Genomic DNA, 16077 nt, shown 5'->3' with positions numbered 1-16077 from the left:
GAAGGCGATCAAGACCGGGACGGCCCGGCAGCGCAATTCTCGCGAAGGAGGCTGCCTTGGCCTGGTTCATTCTTTTTGTCGCCGGACTGCTCGAGACCGTGTGGGCCTATTCCATGAAACTGTCCGACGGCTTCACCCGGCCCGGGCCAGCGGCAGTCACGATCGTCGCCATGATATTCAGTTTCGGTCTGCTGGCAGTGGCGATGAAATCGTTGCCGCTGGGCACGGCCTATACCGTGTGGACGGGCATCGGCGCGATCGGCGCCTTCGTGGTCGGCATCGTACTGCTGGGGGAGGCGGTGACGCCGCTGCGCGTGCTGGCCGCCGTGCTGATCGTCAGCGGGCTGGTGCTGATGAAAGTGTCGAGCCCCGCCTGACAGGCCGTCAGGGGTGCGTCGCGAAGACCGACATGCCGGCCTCTCCGAAAGCGATGACCTGGTAGGGCTGCACCCGGTCGCCCATCTCCATGCCGGGCGAGCCGACCGGCATGCCTGGCACGGCGAGGCCGGTGACGCCCTCGGGCCGCTCGGCAAGCAGACGGGCGATGTCCTCGGCCGGAACGTGGCCTTCGATCACGTACCCTTCCACCACCATCGTGTGGCAACTGCGCAATTCCTGAGGGACGCCCAGCCGGTCCTTGAGCGCGCCCATGTCGGTGCTGTCGGTCACGGTAACGCTTTCCGCCACTGCCGCGTCCACGTGGCGCACCCAGGCGAGGCAACAGCCGCAGTTCGGATCGCGAAACATCTCGTAGGTGGCGGCCTGGGCAGCCTGCGAACAGGCGGCGAGGGCAAGAAGGGCGAGCGAGAGAAAACGACGGGGCTTCATGCGGGTTCTCCGTGCATGGCGCGGCTCAGCAGCGCCTCGAATGTGGGGAAGCTTGTTGCGATAGGCCCGGTGTCGTCCACCTGAACGCCATCGCGGCTGGCGAGGCCCGCCACGGCCATGCTCATGGCGATCCGGTGATCGAGGTGGGTCGTGACCCACTCATATTCCGGCGTCCCGCGAAGGAGATCGCCTCCGGTTCCCTCGATCGTCAGGCCGTCCTCGTGTTCTTCCACTCGCGCGCCCGCCAGCGTGAGCGCGTCGGCCATGGCGGTGATGCGGTCGGATTCCTTGACGCGCAACTCATCGAGACCCTTGGTCGTTGTCGTCCCTTGCGCCAGCGCAGCGGCCACGAAGAGCACCGGAAATTCGTCAACCATCGCCGGCACGACCATTGGGTCAACGTCTATGCCCGTGAGGATCGAGTGCCGCACGCGCAAATCCGCCACCGGCTCCCCGCCGACCTCGCGCCGGTCCAGTTCCTCTATGGAGCCGCCCATTTGTCGCAGCACGTCGAACAACGCGGCGCGGGTGGGGTTGAGGCCGACATTGGCGATCACGAGGTCGCTGCCTGGCACCAGCAATGCGGCGACGGCGAAGAAGGCGGCGCTCGACGGGTCTCCGGGGACGGTGATGACCTGCGGCGTCAGCTCCGCCTCGCCGTGGATGCGGATCACGCGCGCGCCGGCATCCTCGCCGACCTCCAGCTTCGCGCCGAAGCCGCGCAGCATCCGTTCGGAATGGTCGCGGGTGGGGACAGGCTCGATGACGGTGGTGATCCCCGCGGTGTTGAGGCCGGCGAGCAGCACGGCGCTCTTCACCTGCGCGCTGGCGACGGGCAGGCGATAGGTGATCGGCACGGCGGGCGAGATGCCGCGCAGCATGAGCGGCAGGCGGCCGCCGCCAAGCGCCTGTCCACTGGCCTCGAAAGCCGCGCCCATCTGGCTCAGCGGCTCGATCACCCGGCCCATGGGGCGCTTCGACAGGCTGGCATCGCCGGTGAACATGGCGCGGATCGGATGGCTGGCGACGAGGCCCATCAGCAATCGCGTGCTGGTGCCCGAATTGCCCATGTCCAGTGCCTGCGTGGGCTGCAACAGGCCGCCGACACCGACGCCGTGGATGCTCCAGGCGGCTTCACCCCGCTCATTCCGAGCCTGTCGAACGATCGTGGCACCCATCGCCCGCATGGCGGCGGCGGTGGCGAGCACGTCCTCGCCCTCCAGCAGCCCCGTCACCCGCGTTTCGCCCACCGCCAGCGCGCCCAGCATGATCGCGCGGTGGCTGATCGATTTGTCGCCCGGCACGGCCACCCGTCCGGTCAGCGGACCGCTCGCAGCGAAGCGTCGGGGAGTGGGCGGGTTGGAATGGCTCACGCGCGTGCCTACCTCGTCGTTGATGCGCGCGGCTTTGACAGGGGCAAGGCCCTATGGCAAGGCGCGCGCTTTCGCGGGTTCCGCTCCGGACGCGCACACCAATTCTCCGATTTTCGAGGACACTATCATGGTCAAGCCAGAATGGGGCACCAAGCGCACTTGCCCCAAGTGCGCCACGCGCTTCTACGATCTGAACAAGGAAGACCCCGTCACCTGCATCGAATGCGGCAACGAGTGGACGCCCGAGCCCGTGCTCAAGTCCAAGCAGCCGATTCCCTTCGACGAGCAGGACAAGGCCAAGAAGAAGGACGAGGCCGCCGATTCGGATCTTGCCGATGACGATCTGGAAGAACTCGACGTCGACGACGACGAGGATTCGCCGGACAACGACGTCGACCTCGGCGGCGACGACGACCTGGGCGTGGCCACCACCGACGGTGAAGGCGACGAGGACAATTGATGTCGCGGGCCGGGCGCTGACTTGATGGCGCCCGGTCTGATATTACCTCTTGTCAGGAGCGCGGCCTTTCCATAAAGGGCCACCTCCGCAGCGCCACGAGGCTCTGCAACATGAATGGTACGGGGCCTTAGCTCAGCTGGGAGAGCGCAACACTGGCAGTGTTGAGGTCAGCGGTTCGATCCCGCTAGGCTCCACCATTCACCTTCATTCGGGCATCGAGCGGTGCCTGTCTGGTTAAGCCGGTCTCATCCGGGACCGCACGCTGGCTGACGAGTTCTCGTCCGCCGGCGTTTTTCGCGTTTTGGAGTATCGCATGTTCGATAGCCTGTCCGACCGCCTCGGTACCGTGTTCGATCGCCTGCGCGGTCGCGGTGCCCTGTCGGAACAGGACGTGCGCGATGCCATGCGCGAGGTGCGCGTCGCCCTGCTGGAGGCGGACGTCGCGCTGAGCGTGGCGCGCGATTTCATCGGCCGCGTCACGGAACGCGCGATCGGGCAGGAAGTGCTCAAGTCGGTCACGCCGGGCCAGATGGTCGTCAAGATCGTGAACGACGAACTCGTCGCCATGCTCGGCGGCGAGGAAGCCGTGGGCAAGGGCCCGATGGGCGAGGGCGAGGCGCTGGACCTTAACGTCGCGCCGCCCGCCGTCATCATGATGGTCGGCCTGCAAGGGTCCGGCAAGACCACCAGCACCGCCAAGATCGCCAAGCTGCTGAAGGACAAGCAGGGCAAGAAGCCGCTGATGGCCTCGCTCGACGTCAACCGCCCCGCCGCGCAGGAGCAGCTGGCGATCCTGGGCGAACAGGCGGGCGTCGCCACCCTGCCGATCGTCGCCGGGCAACAGCCGGTCGACATCGCCCGGCGCGCGCTGGGCGCGGCCAGGCTGCAGAATTACGACGTGTTGCTGCTTGACACCGCGGGCCGGCTGCACGTGGACGAGGCGCTGATGGCGGAGATGAAGGCGGTCGCCTCCGTCTCCACCCCCGCCGAGGTGCTGCTGGTGGTCGATGCGCTGACCGGGCAGGACGCGGTCAATGTAGCGCAAAGCTTCACCAGCGAGGTGCCGCTGACCGGCGTGGTGCTCACCCGCATGGACGGTGACGCGCGCGGCGGTGCGGCGCTTTCCATGCGCGCCGTCACCGGCAAGCCGATCAAGTTCGCCGGCACGGGCGAAAAGCTCGACGCCATCGAGCGTTTCCATCCCGCGCGGGTTGCCGATCGCATCCTGGGCATGGGCGATGTCGTCAGCCTGGTCGAACGCGCGGCAGAAAGCATCAAGGCCGACGAGGCCGAGGATCTCGCCAAGCGCATGATGGCGGGCAAGTTCGACATGAATGACCTGCGCAAGCAATTGCAGCAGATGCAGAACATGGGCGGGCTGGGGATGCTGGCGGGCATGATGCCGGGCATGAAAAAGGCCAAGGCCGCGATGGCCGACAGCGGCATGAACGACAAGGTTCTGGTGCACATGGACGCCATCATCGGCTCCATGACGGCCAAGGAACGCGCCCGCCCCGAACTGCTCAACGCCAAGCGCAAGAAGCGCGTGGCGGCGGGCAGCGGCACATCGGTGCAGGAGGTCAACAAGATCCTCAAGATGCACCAGGAAATGGGCCGCGCGATGAAACAGATCCGCAAGATGGGCGGGCTCAAGGGCCTCGGCGCGCTGCTGGGCGGCGGCGGGGGCTTTGGCGGCGGCGGAGGCGGTGGCGCTCCCGGGCTGCCAGGTGGCGGAATGCCCGGCCTTCCGGGCGGCCAGCTGCCCCCGGAGATGCAGGATTTTCTCAGGAAGAAGTAACAGATTTCAACGTTTTGATTTGGAAAGGGGAACTACAATGGCAATCTCCCTCAGGCTCGCACGCGGTGGCGCCAAGAAGCGTCCGTACTACCGCATCGTGGCCGCCGACAGCCGCCGTGCCCGCGATGGCAAGTATCTGGAACAGATCGGCACCTACAACCCGATGCTGCCCAAGGATGACGAGAACCGCGTGAAGCTGGACGAGGACCGCGCCCGTTACTGGCTGGGCGTGGGCGCGCAGCCGTCCGACCGCGTCCACCGTTTCCTCGACGCCGCCGGCGTGCTGGAGCGCAAGGCGCGCAACAACCCCAAGAAGGGTGAACCGGGCGACGCCGCGAAGGAACGCGCCGAAGAAAAGGCAACCAAGGCTGCCGAAGCCGAGGAAGCCAAGAAGGCTGCCGAGGAAGAGGCCAAGGCTGCTGCTGCGGCTCCGGCCGAGGAAGCGCCTGCTGCCGACGAGGACAGCGCCCAGAACGATGCCACCGGTTCGGTGAAGTCGGACGACACCGCCGAAGCGGTCGCCGATGCCTCCACCGAAGCTGCCGCCGATGCCCCCGCTGCCGATGCGGCCGCCGTGGCCGAGGAAGTCAACGAAGGTGGCCCGCCGCTGCCCGAGGACGCCCCCGCCAAGGAAGCCGGCGAAGAAAAGGCCGAGGGCTGATCGCTTGACCAAGGACACGCCCGTCACCCTGGCCGCCGTTGCCGGCGCGCACGGCGTGGCGGGCGAGGTCCGCCTGAAGCTGTTCGGCGAAGGGCTGGACAGCCTGAAGGCGCACCGCAGCTTCAACGACGGCGCCCTGACGCTCACCAAGGTGCGCGATGACAACAAGGGCGGGGCCGTGGCCCGCTTTGCCGAGGTGGCGGATCGCACCGCTGCCGAGAAGCTGCGCGGCACCGTGCTGACCGTGCCGCGTGATGCCCTGCCGCCGCTGGCCGAGGGGGAGTATTACCACGCCGATCTGCTCGGTCTTGCCGCCGTGTCCGATACGGGCGAGCCACTGGGCGAGGTTATCGCCGTTCACAACTTCGGCGCTGGCGACGTGATCGAGATCAGGCGACCGCCCGAAGAGGGCAAGCCCGGCAAACTGTTCATGGTGCCGATGCGCGTGGAGGCGGTTCCTGCTTGGGATGAGGCGACACTCACCGTCAACGCGGACTTCACTGAAGAATGAACGCGCCTCAGGTCAGGATCGAGGTCGTCCCGCGCGGTGAGTCCGCCGGACCGCCGACATCTATGTTGCTCACGACGGCGGGCATTTTGGCGCTCGGGACTATTTTGATTACTACCCTCGTCGCGGCGCTATTACATCGCCTGGCAAAGCGCATTTCGCCGACGCTGCGGGCGCTGCTGGCGGGAATGCTCCCCGTTTTGCTGATGGTGAGCATCATGTTCGTAAACGGTTCGCGCGCTGTCGGCTTCGAAGCGGCGGTCCGAATGATGATGAACCTGGAACCGCGCGGTTACGCGTTTTACGCCGCCATGCTATTGCTAGGTCTGTTGACGGCGCGGCAAATGACGCGCTGGCTGGCGCGCCGCGCCGCCCGAAGTGTTGCAGAGCCCGCGCGTGTCTTCGACTAACGCAGCAGCGACCGCTCGTCCGCGAGATCATTGCGGATCGTCGTGGCGGCGACGCCCGCCTGGCCCATCGCGTGGCTGATCTGGTCCAGCCCGATCACCACGTCGCCCGCCGCGAACAGGCCCGGCACGCTGGTCCGCTGATGGTCGTCCACCTTGATGCAGCCGACATCGGTGCAGTCCGCCCCGGCATCCTGCGCCAGTTGCGAGCGCACGTCGCTGCCGAGCGCGGGATAGACGCTGTCGAATTCCAGCCAGCCTTCGGCGGTATCCACCGCCAGCTTGTCCCCGCGCATGGCATAGTCCCCGCACGGCCCGTCCACCCGCACAATCCCGGCCTCGTCCAGCTTCGCCAGACATTCCGGCTCCAGATCGTGATCGTCGGTGGGCGAGATTAGGGTCACGTCCTTCGTGAAGCTACGCAGGAAGATTGCCTCCGCGGTGCCGTGGCTGCCGGTGCCGATGATGCCGACGCGCTTGTCGGTCACCTCGTAGCCGTCGCAGACCGGGCAGTAGCGCAGGAGGCCCTTGAACAGCGCCTCGTCATGAAAGGCATCGTCCATCCCCGGGGGATGGCGATTGAAGACGCCCGTCGCCAGCAGCACCGTGCGCGCGCGGAAGGTGCCCTCGTCGGTGCCGACCACGAAGCAGTCGCCGGTCTTCGCGAGATGTTCGACGCGCTTTTCTTCGTGGACGACGCCGTATTTCTCCGCCTGCTCCAGCATCCGCCCGACCAGTTCCAGCCCGGCGATACCTTCAGGATAGCCGGCGTGGTTGTGGGTGCACGGGATCAGCGCCGCACGGCTGGTGCCGCAGTCGAACAGCCGGATGGAAAGGTGATAGCGCGCAAGGTATATCGCCGCGGTCAGCCCTGCGGGCCCCCCGCCCACGATGATGCAGTCGTCGATTGTATCGTCCATGCTGCGCCAACGCGCGGGATGGCAAAGCGTTGCGCAGGGCGCTAGGCGCTTGCGGCGATGACCTTTGCCGCCACCATCCTCACCCTCTACCCCGAGATGTTCCCGGGTCCGCTCGGCGTGTCGCTGGCGGGGCGGGCGCGGGATCGGGGGGACTGGCGTTGCGAAACCGTACAGATACGCGACTTCGCACCCGACAAGCATCGCACCGTCGATGATACGCCAGCAGGTGGCGGGGCGGGGATGGTGCTAAAGGCGGACGTGCTGGCCACCGCGCTCGACAGCGTGGCGGGCGAGTGCCCCGTCCTCGCCATGACGCCGCGCGGCCAACCCATTACGCAGGCGCGCATCCGCGAGATTGCCGCCGGCCCCGGCGTCACCCTGATCTGCGGCCGGTTCGAAGGCTTCGACGAGCGGTTCTTCGAAGCCCGTCCGCATATCGAGCAGGTGAGCCTTGCCGACATCGTGCTGTCGGGTGGAGAACCTGCCGCGCTGGCCATTCTGGATGCTTGCATTCGCCTGCTTCCCGGCGTAATGGGCGCGGCTTCCAGCGGGCACGAGGAATCGTTCGAGGACGGTCTCTTGGAGTACCCGCAATATACCCGACCTTTTGAATGGGAAGGGCGCACGATCCCCGAAGTGCTGCGATCGGGGGATCATGCGAGGATCGCCGCGTGGAGGAAAGCCCAGGCGGAGAACGACACACGGTTACGCAGGCCGGATTTATGGGAGCGCCAGGGTGGCGCTCCGGTCCAGCCTGCCTCTGGCGCGCGGCATGAAAAGAAGGACTGAGGACCAGTGAACCTGATCCAGACTCTCGAGGCCGAAGCCATTGAAGCGCTCGGCAAGGATATCCCCACTTTCCGCCCCGGCGACACGCTGCGCGTGGGCGTCAAGGTGAAGGAAGGCAACCGCGAACGCGTGCAGAACTACGAAGGCGTGTGCATCGCGCGTTCGAACCGCGGCATGGGTTCCAACTTCACCGTTCGCAAGATGAGCTTCGGCGAAGGCGTGGAACGCGTGTTCCCGCTGTATTCGCCGATCATCGATTCCATCACCGTGGTGCGCCGCGGCGTGGTGCGCCGCGCCAAGCTGTATTACCTGCGCGGCCGCACCGGCAAGCGCGCCCGCATCGCGGAGCGTCGCGAGAACGTGGCCAAGTAAGGCCCGCAAACGCGGACAAGCGAAAAGGTCGGGGCGGCTTTCCATCGGGAAGGCCGCCCCGATCGCGTTGGATCATCTCTTGGGCACAGATGATTGCACCAGTCCGGATCAGGGGCGATCCGGTCCCGGGCAGGCTTGGGTGTGCGGGCCGATTGGTTTACGCCGACTTTGCAAATGCGGTTAGCGGCGCCTTAATGCCCGCGGCGAGCGAGCGGCCGTTTCGATCGTAACCGCCTTTGCTGTTGCCCTCCCAATCAGGCGCGCTAGGCAGGCCGCCTGTTCCATGAAGCGAGAAAAACGATGGGTTACCGGGTAGCGGTTGTAGGGGCGACGGGGAATGTCGGACGCGAGATGCTCGCGATCCTGGCCGAGCGGGAATTTCCGATGGACGAGGTGGCCGCCGTGGCCAGCTCGCGGTCCACCAACATGGAGATCGAGGTCGGCGATTCAGGCCGGATGGTGAAGTGCAAGAACCTGGAGCACTTCGACTTCGCCGGATGGGACATTGCCCTGTTCGCCTGCGGCAGCGAGGCAACGCGCATCTACGCGCCCAAGGCGGCGGCAGCGGGCTGCGTGGTGATCGACAATTCCAGCCTCTATCGCATGGACCCCGACGTGCCTTTGATCGTGCCCGAGGTGAACCCCGACGCGATCGACGGTTACAAGGCCCGCAACATCATCGCCAATCCCAACTGCTCGACCGCGCAGCTGGTGGTGGCGCTGAAGCCGCTGCACGATGTCGCCAGGATTAAGCGCGTGATCGTGAGCACCTACCAGTCGGTTTCCGGCGCGGGCAAGGAAGGCATGGACGAGCTGTTCGAGCAGAGCCGCGGCATCTTCGTGGGTGACCGGGTGGAGCCGCGCAAGTTCACCAAGCAGATCGCCTTCAACGTCATCCCCCACATCGACGCCTTCATGGACGATGGCTCCACCAAGGAAGAGTGGAAGATGGTGGTGGAAACCAAGAAGATCCTGGATCCGAAGATCAAACTGAACGCCACCTGCGTGCGCGTGCCGGTATTCGTCGGCCATTCCGAGGCCGTGAACATCGAGTTCGAAGGCGAGATGAGCGCCGACCGCGCCATGGATATCCTGCGCGAGGCGCCGGGCATCATGCTGATCGACAAGCGCGAGGACGGCGGATACATCACCCCGGTCGAGGCCGCCGGCGACGGCGCCACCTACATCAGCCGCGTGCGCGAGGATCCCACCGTGGACAACGGTTTGACCTTGTGGTGCGTATCGGACAACCTGCGCAAGGGCGCCGCGCTGAACGCGGTGCAGATCGCCGAGCTGCTCGGCCGCCGCCACTTGCAGAAGGGATGATTTCCGTGCGCAACCTCGCTTTTCTCGCCCTCCCGCTGGCTTTGGCTGCGTGCTCGCCCGCCGCGGACGGGGACGCCGCGAACGATATCGACCCGGCGGCAGAGCAGACCGCGGATTCCGCGGGCGAGACTGCCGGCGAAGGTGTGCTCGATCTTCAGGCCACCGGAATTATCGTGCCCGCGCAGGGCGGGTTCGAGGAATTGTCCGTGCCCTTCGGATCCATGCGCGTGGCGACAGAGGCAACACTCGCCAGCATTTTGGGGGAGCCGACCGGCACCACCGAGGGCGGGGACGACTGCGCCTATCCCTCCACCCAGTACGAGGGCATGACGCTGGTGTTCGAAGAAGACGCCTTCGTCGGCTACATGGCGCGTGCGCCCTACGTGCCGCAACTGTCTCGCGCCGAAATGCTCGAGGATTCGATGGTCGAAATGCAGGAAGGCAGCACGCTGGGGCAGGAGTTCATCATCGGTTCGCCCGATGGCCCGATGATCTCTGGCCTGTTCAGCGGCGAGGGCGACAATGCCATCGTGGAAACGCTGTGGGCGGGCACCAACTGCATCTTCCGGTAGGGCGGCAGGCTCAGGGCTGAGAGCGCCGACCCTGGCATTGCTGGTGCCAGACCTCTGGTGTCGAGGCGTTGGCCCTTGCCTGCATCGCCAGTGGCTGCCACCGGCCACCCATGAGCGATCTCACCACCAGCTTCATCGACAGTCATGACGGCACGCGAATGGCGGTTCACCGCATGGGCGCAGGGCGACCCGTGCTGCTGCTGCACGGACTGTTCTCCAGCGCGGAGATGAACTGGATCAAGTTCGGTACGGCCCGGCGGTTGGCCGATGCCGGGTTCGAAGCGATCATGCCGGACTGGCGGGTCCACGGGCACAGCGATGCGCCGGTGGATGGCGCGCTCTATACCGCCGGCGTGCTGGTGCGCGATGCCTTTGCCATCGTCGAAGAGCTGGAACTGCACGATTACGATCTCGTAGGCTTCTCGCTCGGTGCGCGCACGGCGGCGAGCGCGGTCACCGCGGGCCTGGCGCCAAGGCGGCTGGTGCTGGCGGGGATGGGGCTGGAAGGGCTGGTGAACTGGCGCAAGCGCGTCGCCTTCTTCATCGACATGATCGACCGGTTCGATACCATCGAGCACGGCGATCCGGCGTTCTTTGCGCGCAGCTTCCTGAAGTCGCAGGGGATAGACCGCCACGCGGCTCGGCTGCTGCTGACGCAGGGGGTGGACGAAATCGATGCGGAGGCGCTGGCGACTATTGCCATGCCGACGATGGTGCTGATAGGAGAAGATGACGCCGACAATGGCTCGCCCGAACGGCTTGCGGAGGCCCTGCCACAGGCGAAGGTCGTGACCGTGCCCGGCAACCATATGTCCAGCGTGATGAAGCCCGAATTCGGTTCGGCCATCGTGGACTACCTTTCCGGCGAATAGGCACTATCGTGGCGGGTGAAGGGGTATCCTCCATGCGCTCAGCCATCATCGTAGTCGCCGCCGCGATGCTTGCCGGATGCGCCACTGCGCCATCAACGGATTGGCACGAGGGCGGCACGATCTTCGTCGCCAACAAGCGCGGGGCGAGCCTCAGCCGCATTGATCTTGCGACCGGCGCTGAAACGCACCGCGCAACGACCTGCGAAAACCCGCACGAGCTGACCGTATCGCCCGAAAAGCAGTTCGTGATGGTCGCCTGCTATTCCGGCAGGACCGTGGAAATCTACCGAACGGCAGACCTAGTCAGGGCGGGTTGGCAGGCTCTGGGCGAGAATGCCCGCGTCCATAGTGCCCTCTGGCTGGATGGTGATCAGATCGTGGCCGGAGCGGAAGGGCGCGGCTCGCTCTATCTGATCTCGTTGCGGATGACAGGCCGGCGCATGCCGCCGGCCGTCGGCATCACCGAAATTGGCGAGGGGGGCGCACCGCCGGGTCCACACTTGTTGGCGGTGTCCTCCGATGGTCTGACAGCATGGGGCACAATCATCCCGCGCGGCGAGGTCGTGCGTTACGATCTGGCGACCCGCCAGGAGACCGCGCGCCTTCGCGTCGGCGACCAGATAGAGGCAATCGCGCTGTCACCTGACGGATCGCAGCTCTGGGTTGCCTCCAATGCGGACAGCACCGCTTTCCAACTCGATCCCACAACCCTGGAAATAATCCGGGCGGTCGAAACCGGCACGACGCCGATCCGTCTCGCGTTTCATCCTTCGGGTCGCTGGCTGGTGTCCAGCAATTACGGCGGCGGCGACCTGACCGTGATCGATGCGCGCAGCGGCGAGGTGGTCCGGCGTATCGAAGTTTCCGGTAGTGCCGAGGCGGCGCAGGTTACGCTGGTGTTCAGCGAAGACGGCACCCGGCTCTATGCTGCCGAAACCGCCAGCGACACCATCGCCGAGATCGACTTTGCCAGTGGCGCGGTGCTGCGGCGCATTGCCACCGGTCCGGGTGGCGACGGCTTGGCGGTGATTGATTGAGGATGAACGTATGAATTGGTTTCCCGTTCTCGCATTGCTGGCCGCATCGCCCGCCGCGGCCCAGCAGGTTATCCCCAGCGAACCGCTGCTGATGATATCCGCAAGCGGCGAGGCCGAGGCCGAGCCCGATACCATGACGATATCGCTCGGCGTCACCACCAGGGGAGCAAGTTCCGCCCAGGCGCTGGATGCCAGCGCGATCGTGCTCGAACGGTTGCTGGCGACCATAGCGGCGGCAGGATCGGGCATCCGGTCGGTGACGACCGACAGCTTTGGCGTTCGGCCGTTGTTTCCCCAGGATATTGACGACGAGCAGGACGCGAGGATCATTGGCTTCGAGGCGAGCAGCAGGCTCGAGATCGCCTTCGACGACTTCGCAGGTGCCGAAACCCTGATCCCTGCGCTGTTCGAGGCCGGAGCCACGAACATCGACGGTCCCGACTGGAGCGTCGAGGCAGTCGATGTAATGCGCGCCGCGGAGGACGCGGCCATGCGCAACGCCGTAAGCAATGCCCAGGCCCAGGCGCAGACGATTGCGTCCTCGTTGGGAATGCACGTGGGGCGGGTGGTGCGGGTGTCCGACAGCGGGATGCCCCCCTATCGGTACAGGTCATCGGATGGCGGGCGAATCGTGGTAACCGGCAGTCGCATCAGCCGGATCCCGATCGTGCCGCAGCCGGTTCAGGTGGAGCGGGACATCTACATCGAGTTCGCAATGGTGCCCGCAGAATAGAAAAAGGGCGCCGCCATCGCTGGCAGCGCCCCTTTGCTGTGTGCGTCAGGAGGAAGAGGCTCAGGCCTCTTCGCTGCCCTCGGCCTCGTCGCCGTCGCTCTCGGCAGCGGGCAGGTCGCCCAGCTCGCGATCGGGATCGATGGCTTCCTGGAAGCCTTCGCCGGCGCGGGCGTCGGCTGCGTCTTCGGCCGCCTGGGCGAGGATGTCCACGCCCTTGCTCTGCAGTTCGGCCTCGTCGTCGGAGCGGGCGACGTTCGCCTTCACGATGATCTCGACCTCGGGGTGCAGGGCGACGGTCACGTCGAACATGCCGATGGTCTTGATGGGCGAGCCCATGATGACCTGGCGCTTGTCGATGTCGTGGCCCTTGGCCTTGAGGGCGTCGGCCACGTCACGCACGTTGACCGAACCGTAAAGCTGGCCAGCGTTGGAAGCGGCGCGGATCAGGACGATCTCTTCGCCGGCGACCGTTTCACCCTGCTTTTCGGCCTCGGTGCGACGTTCGGCGTTGTCGGATTCCAGCTTGTCACGGTTGGCCTCGAACACCCGCCTGTTCGCATCGTTGGCGCGCAGCGCCTTCTTCTGCGGCAGGAGGAAGTTGCGGGCGTAGCCGTCCTTCACGGAAACGACGTCGCCGATCTGGCCGAGGTTGCCGATGCGCTGGAGGAGGATGATATCCATGGTCCTGTCTCCCTTACTTCACGATGTAGGGCAGCAGGCCCAGGTGACGGGCGCGCTTGATCGCCTTGGCCAGCTCGCGCTGCTTCTTGGCGGAAACGGCGGTGATGCGGCTGGGCACGATCTTGCCACGCTCGGACATGAAGCCCTGCAGCAGGCGCACGTCCTTGTAGTCGATCGCGGGGGCGTCCTTGGCCTCGAACGGGCAGGACTTGCGGCGGCGGTAGAACGGGCGGGCCATCAGTCGCGGTCCTCACGGTCGGAACGGCGCTTCTTGTCGCGCTCGTTCTTGCGCATCATCACGGAGGGGCCTTCCTCGTGGTCTTCCACGGCGATGGTCAGCCAGCGGATGATGTCTTCGTTGATACGGTTCTGGCGCTCGAGCTCTGCCACCAACGTGCCGGGGCCGTCGATGTTGAGCATGACGAAATGCGCCTTGCGGTTGCGGTCGATCTTGTAGGCGAGGGACTTGAGGCCCCAGGTCTCGGTCTTCACGACCTTGCCGCCCTGGCCTTCCACGATTTCCGTGGCACCGGCAGCAAGCGCGTCGACCTGAGCCTGGCTCAGATCCTGACGCGCGAGGAACACGTGCTCGTATCGAGCCATGCTGCGCTTCCTTTCATTTCACGCCGATCGCTGGCATTGGCACGGCGAATTCCGTGCGCGCCCCTCCGGCTTTCTGGATTTTCCCGTGGCCCACGCGGGCCCTCGGGAAGCAGCGCACATAGCGGGATTGGCGCCGAATGCAAGCGTGCTAGGGGGGGGGCTGGTGCAGGAGGGAAAGACCATGCGTATTGCCGCAGCCGTGATTGGAGCCGCCTTGATGACTGCCACGCCTACTGCCGCGCAGGATGCCATCGCGCAGGACGCCGCACCGCAGGACCCTGCCCCGCGGTTGGTGCCGGCCTTCACTATCATTGCCGAGATCGGCCCGGCCGAGGAACTGGGCGCGACGGCGCTGGGGCCAAGGCGCATCATCCCGATCACCGGCGGCACGGTGCAGGGCGAGGGGATCAGCGGGACCGTGCGCCCCGGCGCATGGGACTGGCAGGTCGACCGCGCCGATGGCTGCACCGATCTGGAGGCGGACTATTTCGTGGAAACGGACGACGGCGCCGTCATCAACGTCAACAACCGCGCCACCATCTGCCGCCCGGCCGCTGGCGAAGCGCCCGTGCCGGTCTACACCCGCCCGGTGTTCGAACCGCCGCTGGGCGCCTACCAGTGGCTGGGGCAGGGCACCTTCATCGGGCGGCTGGGCCTTGCCACGGACCACTCGGTGCCCGCGGTGCGGATCGAGGTTTTCCGCGTTCAATAACGCCGCGGCACTGGACAGCGCCCTCATGCGTTGGAAAGGCTCGATCCCACGCGACCCCTATTTCCCGGAGACCTGCCCATGCCCGGTGGCCTGACAGCCCTGCTAGACGACGTTGCGGTGATTGCCCGCGTCGCATCCGCCAGCGTCGACGATGTCGCCGCCGCCGCCGGCCGCGCCGGCAGCAAGACTGCCGGCGTGGTGATCGACGATGCCGCCGTCACCCCCGGCTACGTCACCGGCCTGTCGCCCGCGCGTGAATTGCCGATCATTTGGAACATCACCAAGGGCAGCCTGAAGAACAAGCTGCTGATCCTGCTGCCGGGCGCCTTGTTGCTGAGCGAGTTCCTGCCGCAGGCGATAGTCTTTATCCTGATGCTGGGCGGCGCCTATCTGTGCTACGAAGGCGCTGAAAAGGTCATCGAGAAGCTGGGCGGCGCCAAGCACGGCAAGACGCTGGACGACGTGATCGAGGATCCGGTGGCCTTCGAAAAGGCGCGCATTGCCGGGGCCATCCGCACCGACCTGATCCTCTCGGCCGAAATCATGGCCATCACCCTGAACGAGGTGGCCACCGAATCGCTGCTGACGCGCGGACTGGTGCTGGCGCTGGTGGGGATCGCTGTGACGCTGGTGGTCTACGGCGCGGTCGGGCTGATCGTGAAGATGGACGATGTCGGCCTGCACCTGGCGGAGCGCGAGTCGCGCAGCGCGCAATCGATCGGCCGCGGGCTGGTGGCCTTCATGCCCCATCTGCTCACCATCCTGAGCGTGGTCGGCACGGTCGCCATGCTGTGGGTCGGCGGGGGAATCATCCTGCACGGCCTGGCGCAAGTCGGCGTGGCTGGGCCTGAACACTGGGTCGAGGGCATCGAGCACGGCGTGTCGGACATCGCGGGCGCGGCGGGCGGCGTTCTTGGCTGGCTGACCTTTGCCGGCATCTCGGCCCTGGTCGGGCTGGCGCTGGGCGGCGTCATCGTATTCGTGCTGCACAAGGTGCTGGGCCTGGGCCACGCGGTCGAGGAACACGAGGGCGAGGCCGCCGCCCACTAGGGGCGGGCCGGCAGGGGCCAGTCGGCAGGAGCCATTCGGTTCAGGCCGCCAGTCGCTGCGCCCGGCGCTCGTCGTCGAGCCAGGCGTCGCGGCTGTCCCACCCGCGTCCGTCGCTCGCTTCCACGCGGCCATCGGGGTGGACGACAAACCACGGGTCCTCGTCCACGGCCCGCACGTCCAGGGTAAGCGGGGTCAGCCGCCGGTCCTTCCCGACCTGCCAGCCGAGCACGTTGCAGGTGACCAGATCAGCCTGGTTGTCATCGAAATAGGCGGAAACGAGGTAGGTGCCGGGTGCCGCGTCAAGCAACCCCACACCGCCGTCGCGGTAGTTCTTCTGCATGGGGCGACGTGCCTCCCTTCCTGCGGAGGGGTGTG

Annotated in this window: 22 protein-coding genes and 1 tRNA gene; 16 read left to right on the top strand and 7 right to left on the bottom strand. The window is 66.2% G+C overall.

Going from position 1 to position 16077, the window contains the following annotated elements; translation table 11 throughout:
- Positions 1-56: 56 nt before the first annotated feature.
- Positions 57-377: a DMT family transporter gene (locus GRI62_RS07550; protein ID WP_131452736.1), complete on the top strand. Its 321-nt coding sequence runs from the start codon at positions 57-59 to the stop codon at positions 375-377.
- Between the two features lie 7 nt (positions 378-384).
- Here GRI62_RS07550 and GRI62_RS07545 read toward each other — a convergent pair whose 3' ends face one another.
- Both GRI62_RS07545 and aroA read right to left on the bottom strand, forming a co-directional pair.
- Positions 385-828 (bottom strand): DUF411 domain-containing protein, encoded by a 444-nt coding sequence (locus GRI62_RS07545; protein WP_131452735.1) that lies wholly within the window; start codon positions 826-828, stop codon positions 385-387.
- Positions 825-2201 carry a 3-phosphoshikimate 1-carboxyvinyltransferase gene (gene aroA / locus GRI62_RS07540; RefSeq protein ID WP_131452734.1) on the bottom strand — a complete coding sequence of 459 codons (1377 nt, stop codon included), beginning with the start codon at positions 2199-2201 and terminating at the stop codon, positions 825-827. The genes GRI62_RS07545 and aroA overlap by 4 nt, the downstream gene beginning before the upstream one ends.
- Positions 2202-2328: 127 nt before the next feature.
- Between aroA and GRI62_RS07535 the strand changes: the two genes are divergently transcribed.
- The 6 genes from GRI62_RS07535 to GRI62_RS07510 all read left to right on the top strand — a co-directional run bounded on the left by GRI62_RS07535 (position 2329) and on the right by GRI62_RS07510 (position 6038).
- Complete coding sequence (locus tag GRI62_RS07535; RefSeq protein ID WP_131452733.1) at positions 2329-2661, top strand: TIGR02300 family protein; 333 nt, start codon at positions 2329-2331, stop codon at positions 2659-2661.
- A 121-nt stretch (positions 2662-2782) separates the two neighbouring features.
- A tRNA-Ala gene (locus tag GRI62_RS07530) sits at positions 2783-2858 on the top strand.
- A 116-nt stretch (positions 2859-2974) separates the two neighbouring features.
- Complete coding sequence (gene ffh / locus GRI62_RS07525) at positions 2975-4459, top strand: signal recognition particle protein (protein WP_131452732.1); 1485 nt, start codon at positions 2975-2977, stop codon at positions 4457-4459.
- Positions 4460-4496: 37 nt separating this feature from the next.
- Positions 4497-5120, top strand: a complete 624-nt coding sequence (gene rpsP / locus GRI62_RS07520; protein WP_131452731.1) for a 30S ribosomal protein S16 — start codon at positions 4497-4499, stop codon at positions 5118-5120.
- Positions 5121-5124: 4 nt separating this feature from the next.
- Positions 5125-5631, top strand: coding sequence for a ribosome maturation factor RimM (gene rimM, locus GRI62_RS07515; protein WP_131452730.1), 507 nt, complete (start codon positions 5125-5127; stop codon positions 5629-5631).
- Complete coding sequence (locus tag GRI62_RS07510; protein ID WP_131452729.1) at positions 5628-6038, top strand: hypothetical protein; 411 nt, start codon at positions 5628-5630, stop codon at positions 6036-6038. The genes rimM and GRI62_RS07510 overlap by 4 nt, the downstream gene beginning before the upstream one ends.
- Here GRI62_RS07510 and GRI62_RS07505 read toward each other — a convergent pair.
- Positions 6035-6955: an NAD(P)/FAD-dependent oxidoreductase gene (locus tag GRI62_RS07505; RefSeq protein WP_131452728.1), complete on the bottom strand. Its 921-nt coding sequence runs from the start codon at positions 6953-6955 to the stop codon at positions 6035-6037. The genes GRI62_RS07510 and GRI62_RS07505 overlap by 4 nt on opposite strands.
- A 57-nt stretch (positions 6956-7012) precedes the next feature.
- On the opposite strand from GRI62_RS07505, the gene trmD reads away from it, so the two are divergent.
- The 7 genes from trmD (at position 7013) to GRI62_RS07470 (ending at position 12656) form a co-directional block, all read left to right on the top strand.
- Positions 7013-7744, top strand: a complete 732-nt coding sequence (gene trmD, locus GRI62_RS07500; RefSeq protein ID WP_131452727.1) for a tRNA (guanosine(37)-N1)-methyltransferase TrmD — start codon at positions 7013-7015, stop codon at positions 7742-7744.
- Positions 7745-7750: 6 nt separating this feature from the next.
- Positions 7751-8116: a 50S ribosomal protein L19 gene (gene rplS / locus GRI62_RS07495; RefSeq protein WP_131452726.1), complete on the top strand. Its 366-nt coding sequence runs from the start codon at positions 7751-7753 to the stop codon at positions 8114-8116.
- Between the two features lie 300 nt (positions 8117-8416).
- Positions 8417-9442 carry an aspartate-semialdehyde dehydrogenase gene (locus GRI62_RS07490; RefSeq protein WP_131452725.1) on the top strand — a complete coding sequence of 342 codons (1026 nt, stop codon included), beginning with the start codon at positions 8417-8419 and terminating at the stop codon, positions 9440-9442.
- 5 nt (positions 9443-9447) lie between these two features.
- On the top strand, positions 9448-10014 hold the full coding sequence (locus tag GRI62_RS07485; protein WP_131452724.1) for a hypothetical protein: 567 nt from the start codon (positions 9448-9450) through the stop codon (positions 10012-10014).
- Positions 10015-10124: 110 nt separating this feature from the next.
- The gene (locus GRI62_RS07480; protein WP_131452723.1) at positions 10125-10886 is read left to right on the top strand and encodes an alpha/beta fold hydrolase; all 762 of its coding nucleotides are present in this window, start codon (positions 10125-10127) and stop codon (positions 10884-10886) included.
- A 32-nt stretch (positions 10887-10918) separates the two neighbouring features.
- The gene (locus GRI62_RS07475; protein ID WP_131452722.1) at positions 10919-11923 is read left to right on the top strand and encodes a YncE family protein; all 1005 of its coding nucleotides are present in this window, start codon (positions 10919-10921) and stop codon (positions 11921-11923) included.
- A 10-nt stretch (positions 11924-11933) separates the two neighbouring features.
- The gene (locus tag GRI62_RS07470; RefSeq protein ID WP_131452721.1) at positions 11934-12656 is read left to right on the top strand and encodes an SIMPL domain-containing protein; all 723 of its coding nucleotides are present in this window, start codon (positions 11934-11936) and stop codon (positions 12654-12656) included.
- 60 nt (positions 12657-12716) lie between these two features.
- Here the strand turns inward: GRI62_RS07470 and rplI are convergent, their stop codons facing one another.
- From rplI to rpsF, 3 genes are read right to left on the bottom strand one after another with little or no spacing between them, the layout of a single operon-like run.
- Positions 12717-13337 (bottom strand): 50S ribosomal protein L9, encoded by a 621-nt coding sequence (gene rplI, locus GRI62_RS07465; RefSeq protein ID WP_131452720.1) that lies wholly within the window; start codon positions 13335-13337, stop codon positions 12717-12719.
- A 13-nt stretch (positions 13338-13350) separates the two neighbouring features.
- Complete coding sequence (gene rpsR, locus GRI62_RS07460; protein WP_047003152.1) at positions 13351-13575, bottom strand: 30S ribosomal protein S18; 225 nt, start codon at positions 13573-13575, stop codon at positions 13351-13353.
- Positions 13575-13940, bottom strand: coding sequence for a 30S ribosomal protein S6 (gene rpsF, locus GRI62_RS07455; RefSeq protein WP_131452719.1), 366 nt, complete (start codon positions 13938-13940; stop codon positions 13575-13577). Before rpsF ends, rpsR begins: the two co-directional genes overlap by 1 nt.
- A 181-nt stretch (positions 13941-14121) precedes the next feature.
- Here rpsF and GRI62_RS07450 point away from each other — a divergent pair, with 181 nt between their 5' ends.
- Together GRI62_RS07450 and GRI62_RS07445 are read left to right on the top strand one after the other, a co-directional pair.
- A complete protein-coding gene (locus GRI62_RS07450) occupies positions 14122-14652 on the top strand; it encodes a DUF3237 family protein (RefSeq protein WP_131452718.1) in 531 nt (176 codons plus the stop codon).
- A gap of 78 nt (positions 14653-14730) precedes the next feature.
- Positions 14731-15702: a DUF808 domain-containing protein gene (locus tag GRI62_RS07445; RefSeq protein WP_131452717.1), complete on the top strand. Its 972-nt coding sequence runs from the start codon at positions 14731-14733 to the stop codon at positions 15700-15702.
- 40 nt (positions 15703-15742) lie between these two features.
- Here GRI62_RS07445 and GRI62_RS07440 read toward each other — a convergent pair whose 3' ends face one another.
- Positions 15743-16042 carry a hypothetical protein gene (locus tag GRI62_RS07440; protein ID WP_131452716.1) on the bottom strand — a complete coding sequence of 100 codons (300 nt, stop codon included), beginning with the start codon at positions 16040-16042 and terminating at the stop codon, positions 15743-15745.
- Positions 16043-16077: the final 35 nt, after the last annotated feature.

It is taken from the genome of Aurantiacibacter arachoides (assembly GCF_009827335.1).
GTDB lineage: Bacteria > Pseudomonadota > Alphaproteobacteria > Sphingomonadales > Sphingomonadaceae > Alteraurantiacibacter > Alteraurantiacibacter arachoides.
The sequence above is the reverse complement of the archived record's forward strand: the minus strand, read 5'-3'. Positions and strand labels throughout refer to the sequence as shown.

Excerpts from the sequence above, each read along its gene's own strand:
- rplI (WP_131452720.1), bottom strand. The coding sequence starts at position 13,337 with ATGGATATCATCCTCCTCCAGCGCATCGGCAACCTCGGCCAGATCGGC.
- rpsF (WP_131452719.1), bottom strand. The coding sequence starts at position 13,940 with ATGGCTCGATACGAGCACGTGTTCCTCGCGCGTCAGGATCTGAGCCAG.
- GRI62_RS07445 (WP_131452717.1), top strand. The coding sequence starts at position 14,731 with ATGCCCGGTGGCCTGACAGCCCTGCTAGACGACGTTGCGGTGATTGCC.
- GRI62_RS07475 (WP_131452722.1), top strand. The coding sequence starts at position 10,919 with ATGCGCTCAGCCATCATCGTAGTCGCCGCCGCGATGCTTGCCGGATGC.
- GRI62_RS07470 (WP_131452721.1), top strand. The coding sequence starts at position 11,934 with ATGAATTGGTTTCCCGTTCTCGCATTGCTGGCCGCATCGCCCGCCGCG.
- GRI62_RS07440 (WP_131452716.1), bottom strand. The coding sequence starts at position 16,042 with ATGCAGAAGAACTACCGCGACGGCGGTGTGGGGTTGCTTGACGCGGCA.
- GRI62_RS07535 (WP_131452733.1), top strand. The coding sequence starts at position 2,329 with ATGGTCAAGCCAGAATGGGGCACCAAGCGCACTTGCCCCAAGTGCGCC.
- trmD (WP_131452727.1), top strand. The coding sequence starts at position 7,013 with ATGACCTTTGCCGCCACCATCCTCACCCTCTACCCCGAGATGTTCCCG.
- ffh (WP_131452732.1), top strand. The coding sequence starts at position 2,975 with ATGTTCGATAGCCTGTCCGACCGCCTCGGTACCGTGTTCGATCGCCTG.
- GRI62_RS07545 (WP_131452735.1), bottom strand. The coding sequence starts at position 828 with ATGAAGCCCCGTCGTTTTCTCTCGCTCGCCCTTCTTGCCCTCGCCGCC.
- rpsR (WP_047003152.1), bottom strand. The coding sequence starts at position 13,575 with ATGGCCCGCCCGTTCTACCGCCGCCGCAAGTCCTGCCCGTTCGAGGCC.
- GRI62_RS07450 (WP_131452718.1), top strand. The coding sequence starts at position 14,122 with ATGCGTATTGCCGCAGCCGTGATTGGAGCCGCCTTGATGACTGCCACG.
- GRI62_RS07480 (WP_131452723.1), top strand. The coding sequence starts at position 10,125 with ATGAGCGATCTCACCACCAGCTTCATCGACAGTCATGACGGCACGCGA.
- GRI62_RS07505 (WP_131452728.1), bottom strand. The coding sequence starts at position 6,955 with ATGGACGATACAATCGACGACTGCATCATCGTGGGCGGGGGGCCCGCA.
- GRI62_RS07490 (WP_131452725.1), top strand. The coding sequence starts at position 8,417 with ATGGGTTACCGGGTAGCGGTTGTAGGGGCGACGGGGAATGTCGGACGC.
- rpsP (WP_131452731.1), top strand. The coding sequence starts at position 4,497 with ATGGCAATCTCCCTCAGGCTCGCACGCGGTGGCGCCAAGAAGCGTCCG.
- GRI62_RS07510 (WP_131452729.1), top strand. The coding sequence starts at position 5,628 with ATGAACGCGCCTCAGGTCAGGATCGAGGTCGTCCCGCGCGGTGAGTCC.